The sequence below is a fragment of the Streptomyces odontomachi genome, assembly GCF_024435355.1.
In the GTDB taxonomy this organism is placed as follows: domain Bacteria; phylum Actinomycetota; class Actinomycetes; order Streptomycetales; family Streptomycetaceae; genus Streptomyces; species Streptomyces odontomachi.
Genome location: NZ_JAMJWG010000062.1, coordinates 1 through 5,686, shown reverse-complemented (window position 1 = coordinate 5,686; position 5,686 = coordinate 1). Strand labels below are relative to the sequence as shown.

Below are 5,686 nucleotides of genomic sequence, written 5' to 3'. Positions count from 1 at the left end.
CTCCATCGGCGAGCTGACCGCCGCCCACCTGGCGGGCGTGCTCTCCCTGGAGGACGCCTGCACGCTGGTGGCGGCCCGCGGACGGCTGATGCAGGCCGCACCGGCCGGTGGCGCCATGATCGCCATCCAGGCCACCGAGGACGAGGTACGCGCCACCCTCACCGACGACGACCGGGTGTGCATCGCCACGATCAACGGGCCACAAGCCGTCGTCATCGCCGGTGACGAGGACCGGGCCCTGGAACTGGCCGACCACTGGCGCGCCCAGGGCCGCAAGACCACCCGCCTCACCGTCAGCCACGCCTTCCACTCCCCCCACATGGACACCGTTCTGGAGGAGTTCCAGAAGGTCGCCCAGGGGCTCACCTACCACGCCCCCCGCATCCCCGTCGTCTCGAACGTCACGGGAACCACGGCGACAGCTGAACAGCTGACATCCGCGCAGTACTGGACCGACCACATCCGAGCCGCCGTCCGCTTCCACGACGGCATCACCCACCTCCACCAGCACCACCAGATCACCACCTACCTGGAGATCGGCCCGCACCCGGCGCTCGCCGGCCTGGTCCAGGACGCCCTCGCCGAGGCCGACGCGAGCGTGGCCACCGTCGCCGCGCAGCGGCACAACCGTCCGGCCGCGCACACGGTGCTCACCGCCGTGGCCACCGCGCACACGCACGGTGCGGCCGTCGACTGGGCGGCCGTGCCGGCCGCGCCCGCCGCGCCGGCCGCGCCGGCCGACCTGCCCACCTATCCGTTCCAGCACCGCACCTACTGGCTTCAGGCGCTCCAGGACGCGGACGTCACCGCGGCCGGTCTGGACGAGGCCGGGCACCCGCTGCTGGGTGCGGCGGCCGAACTGCCGGACGGCGGGTACCTGTTCACGGCGCGGCTGTCGCTGGCCACCCATCCGTGGCTGGCCGACCACAGCGTCATGGACACCGTCCTGCTGCCGGGCACGGCCTTCGTGGAGCTGGCGCTGCACGCCGCCGAGCGTGCCGGGTGCGAGCGGCTCGCCGACCTGACGATCGAGGCGCCGCTGGTGGTGCCCGAGCGCGGTGCCGTGCAGGTGCAGGCCGCGGTCGGGGCACCGGACGCGTCCGGGCACCGCACGGTGGCGATCCACTCCCGGTTCGCCGGTGCGGACGCCGACGACACGGCGTGGGTCCGGCACGCCACCGGCACCCTGGCCGCCGTCTCCGAGGAGGCGGACGGCGACGTCACGCTCGCGGGCGACTGGGTTCCGTCCGGTGCGAGCGCGGTGGACGTGGCCGCGCTGTACGGGCGTCTTGCGGAGCTGGGGCTCGGGTACGGGCCGCTGTTCCAGGGCGTCACCGCGGCCTGGCGGGACGGGAGCGACGTCTACGCGGAGGTGCGGCTGCCGGAGGGTGCCGAGGGGGGCCGGTTCGCCGTGCACCCGGCGCTGCTGGACGCCGCCCTGCATCCGGTGGCGCTCGGGATCGCGGGCGCCGAGGCCGGGGAGGACGGTGCCGCTCAGGTGCGGCTGCCGTTCGCCTGGTCGGGCGTCACGCTGCACGCCACGGGGGCGAGCGGGCTGCGCGTGCGGCTGTCCGACGCGGGCACCGACACGGTGCGGCTCGCCGTGGCCGACCTCTCCGGGGCTCCGGTGCTGACCATCGAGTCCCTGACGGTGCGTCCGGTGGACCGGGCACGGCTGGCGGTGACCGGTGGCGCACCCCGCAACGCGCTGTTCGCTCTCGACTGGACCACCCTGCCGGCCGGCGCCGCGCCCGCGGGCGGCCGGTGGGCGCTGCTGGGTGAGCCGGCGGACCTCGCCGCCGCCCGGTCGGCCGGCGTCGACGCGCTCACGCCGGCCGACGTGCACCGCGATCTGGCGGCGCTGCGGCAGGCCGTGGCGGACGGGGCGGTGGCGCCGGAGGTGCTGCTGACCGCGCAGGGCGCTCCGGTCGGGGCGGCGGGCGGCGACGCGTCCGACGCGCCGGCCGACGCCGCCGCGCAGGCCCGCGCCGCGACGCACCGGCTCCTGGCGCTGCTGAAGGAGTTCCTGGCCGATGACCGGCTCGCCGCGACCCGGCTCGTCGTCGTCACGCGTGGTGCGGTGGCGGCCGGGGACGACGACGGGGTCGGTGACCTGGCCGGGGCTGCGCTGTGGGGCCTGGTGCGCTCGGCGCAGTCCGAGAACCCGGACCGGATCGTGCTCGTCGACCTCGACACCCACGGCGGCACCGGCGCCGGGTCCTTCGACCCGCTGGCCGCTGCCGTGGCCTGCGGGGAACCGCAGGTCGCCGTGCGGGGCGGCGGGATCCGGGTGCCGCGGCTGACCGCTGCGGAGCCCGCGGCGGCCGTGGCGGGCGCGGACGCGCCGGTGTCCGGTCTCGACCCGGCCGGCACCGTCCTGGTCACCGGCGGCACCGGCACCCTGGGCCGGCTGACCGCCCGGCATCTGATCACCCGCCACGGGGCGCGCCGGCTGCTGCTGACGAGCCGCCGCGGCCCGAACGCCGAAGGCGCCACGGAGCTGCGTGAGGAACTGGCGGCGCTCGGCGCCGAGGTCGTGATCGCCGCCTGCGACGCCGCCGACGAGTCCGCCGTGCGCGACCTCATCGCCGGCATCCCGGCCGAACGTCCGCTGACCGCCGTCATCCACACGGCGGGCGTCCTGGACGACACCACGATCCAGGGGCTCACCCCGGACCGGTTGGACGCCGTCCTGCGGCCGAAGGTCGACGCGGCCTGGAACCTGCACCGGCTCACCCGCGACCTGGACCTGACAGCGTTCGTGCTGTTCTCGTCCGCCGCCGGCGTGTTCGGCAACCCGGGCCAGGCCAACTACGCCGCGGCCAACACCTTCCTCGACGCCCTCGCCCACCACCGCCGCACGCACAAGCTCCCGGCGGCCTCGCTCGCATGGGGCCTGTGGGCGCAGGCGGACGGCATGGCGGGCCGGCTCGACGGCGCCGACCAGGCCAGGCTCAGCCGTGGCGGGCTGCTGCCGATCGCTCCCGAGCAGGCGCTGGCGCTGCTGGACACCGCGCTCGGCGCGGACGCCCGGCCGCTGCTGGTGCCGGCCCGGCTCAACCTGACGGCGCTGCGCGCCCAGGCCGAGGCGGGGACGCTGCCCCGGCTGCTGAGCGGCATCGTGCGGGCGCCCGCACGGCGCGCCGCCCGGTCGTCCGGCGACGCGTCCGCGCTGGTGGGGCAGCTGGCCGGGCGGAGCGCCGACGAGCAGGAGCGGATCCTGCTCGACCTGGTGCGCGGCCTGATCGCCGGCGTGCTCGGGCACGCCGGGGCGGAGACGGTGGAGGCCGACCGTGGCCTGATGGACATGGGCTTCGACTCGCTCACCGCCGTGGAGCTGCGCAACCAGCTGGGCGCCGGCACCGGTCTCCGGCTGCCCACCACCCTCGTCTTCGACTATCCGTCGCCCAGCGCGCTCGCCGGATACCTGCGGGCCGAGCTGGCCCCGCAGGGCGACGCGTCGGCGGCCGGCGACGACGCCGGCGACGACGCGGCCGAAGCCCGGGTCCGCACGGCGCTCGCGTCCGTACCGCTCGCCCGCCTCAGGGCGGCGGGCCTGCTGGACGCGCTGCTCGAGCTGGCCGACGACGGGCAGACCGCATCCGGACCGCGGGAGGCCGACGACTCCGCGCCGGCCGACCAGGCCGACCAGACCGACGCCATCAAGGCGGCCGACGTCGACGCCCTCATCCAGATGGCGCTCGCCGGCAACCCCGACGGCACGGCCGACGATCCGTCCGACGGTGCCGGCGACGGCACCTACGAGAAGTGACACGACGCCCCAGAGCGGGAGACAAGATGACGAATTCGCCTTCCGAGAGGGTCGTTGAGGCGCTCCGCGCGTCCCTGCTGGAGAACGAGCGGCTGCGCGAGACGAACCGGCGACTGACCGAGACGTCCCGCGAGCCGATCGCGATCATCGGCATGGCCTGCCGCTACCCGGGCGGGGTGACCTCGCCCGAGGAGCTGTGGGAGCTGGTGGCCGGCGGCGTGGACGCGATCTCCGGCTTCCCCGACGGGCGCGGCTGGGACGTCGAGTCGCTGTACGACCCCGACCCGGACGCGACCGGCAAGAGCTATGCGCGCGAGGGCGGTTTCCTGCACGAGGCGGGCGACTTCGACCCGGGCTTCTTCGGGGTCAGCCCGCGCGAGGCGATGGCGATCGACCCGCAGCAGCGGCTGCTGCTGGAGGCCTCCTGGGAGGCCCTGGAGCGGGCCGGCATCCCGCCGGCCAGCCTGCGCGGCAGCCGCACCGGCGTGTTCGCCGGCATCATGTACGGCGACTACGCGGGCCGGCTCTACGACCGCACCCCGGAGGCGTTCGAGGGCCATGTCGGCCTCGGCAGCGCCTACAGCGTCGCCTCGGGCCGGATCTCGTACACCTTCGGCCTGGAGGGGCCCGCCGTCAGCGTCGACACGGCGTGCTCGTCGTCGCTGGTGGCGCTGCACCTGGCGGCGCAGGCGCTGCGGGGCGGCGAGTGCGACATGGCGCTGGCCGGCGGCGTCACGGTGATGGCGTCGCCCGGCACCTTCATCGAGTTCAGCCGGCAGCGCGGGCTCTCCCCCGACGGCCGCTGCAAGGCGTTCGCCGCCGCCGCGGACGGCACCGGCTGGGCGGAGGGCGTCGGCATGCTGCTCGTCGAGCGGCTCTCCGACGCGCAGCGCAACGGCCACCCGATCCTGGCGGTGGTGCGCGGCTCGGCGATCAACCAGGACGGCGCCAGCAGCCAGCTGTCCGCGCCCAACGGCCCGTCCCAGCAGCGCGCGATCAAGGCCGCTCTCGCCAGTGCCCGCCTCACCGCCGGCGACGTCGACGCCGTCGAGGCACACGGCACCGGCACCTCGCTCGGCGACCCCATCGAGGCCCAGGCGCTGCTCGCCACCTACGGCAAGGACCGCCCCGCCGACCGCCCCCTGTGGCTCGGCTCCATCAAGTCCAACATCGGGCACACCCAGGCCGCCGCAGGCGTCGCCGGCATCATCAAGATGGTCCAGGCGATCCGGCACGGCAAGCTGCCCAAGACGCTCCACGTCGACCGGCCGACGCCGTACGTCGACTGGGACAGCGGCAACGTCCGCCTGCTCACGGAGCCGACCGAGTGGCCGTCGGCCGACCGGCCGCGCCGTGCCGCCGTCTCCTCGTTCGGCATCAGCGGCACCAACGCCCACGTCATCCTGGAGGCCCCGCCGGCACCGGCCACGGCGCCCGCGGACCAGGCCGGGAACGACGCCGGTGCCACGGCCGCATCCGTGTCCGCGTCCCCGGTGCCGGTGGTGCCGTGGGTGCTGTCCGGCAAGACCGAGACGGCCCTGCGGAACCAGGCGGCCCGGCTGCGGGACTTCATCACCGCCCGCCCCGAACTAGACGTCGCCGGCATCGGCCGCTCCCTCGCCACCACCCGCACCCACTTCCCGCACCGCGCCGCCGTCAGCACGGCCGCCGGCACCCGCGACGAACTCTTCGCCGGCCTCGACGCCCTGGCCCACGACCAGGCCAGCCCGGCCGTGGTGACGGGCACGGCGACGGGCGGGCCCCGGGTGGCGTTCCTGCTCTCCGGGCAGGGCAGCCAGCGGCCCGGGATGGGACGCGAGCTGTACGAGACGTTCCCCGTCTTCGCCCAGGCCCTGGACGAGGTCTGCGCGCTCCTCGACGCCCACCTCGACCGGCCCCTGAAGGAGCTGATGT

2 protein-coding genes are annotated in these 5,686 nt (G+C 75.8%); both read left to right on the top strand.

Annotated elements, in window-relative coordinates:
- Positions 1–3,772: type I polyketide synthase (locus NQO67_RS43280; protein WP_255956156.1), on the top strand; the 3,772-nt coding region annotated here is incomplete at its 5' end.
- On the top strand, positions 3,769–5,686 hold a 1,918-nt coding region (locus tag NQO67_RS43275; protein WP_308295758.1), incomplete at its 3' end, for a type I polyketide synthase. The genes NQO67_RS43280 and NQO67_RS43275, both read left to right, overlap by 4 nt.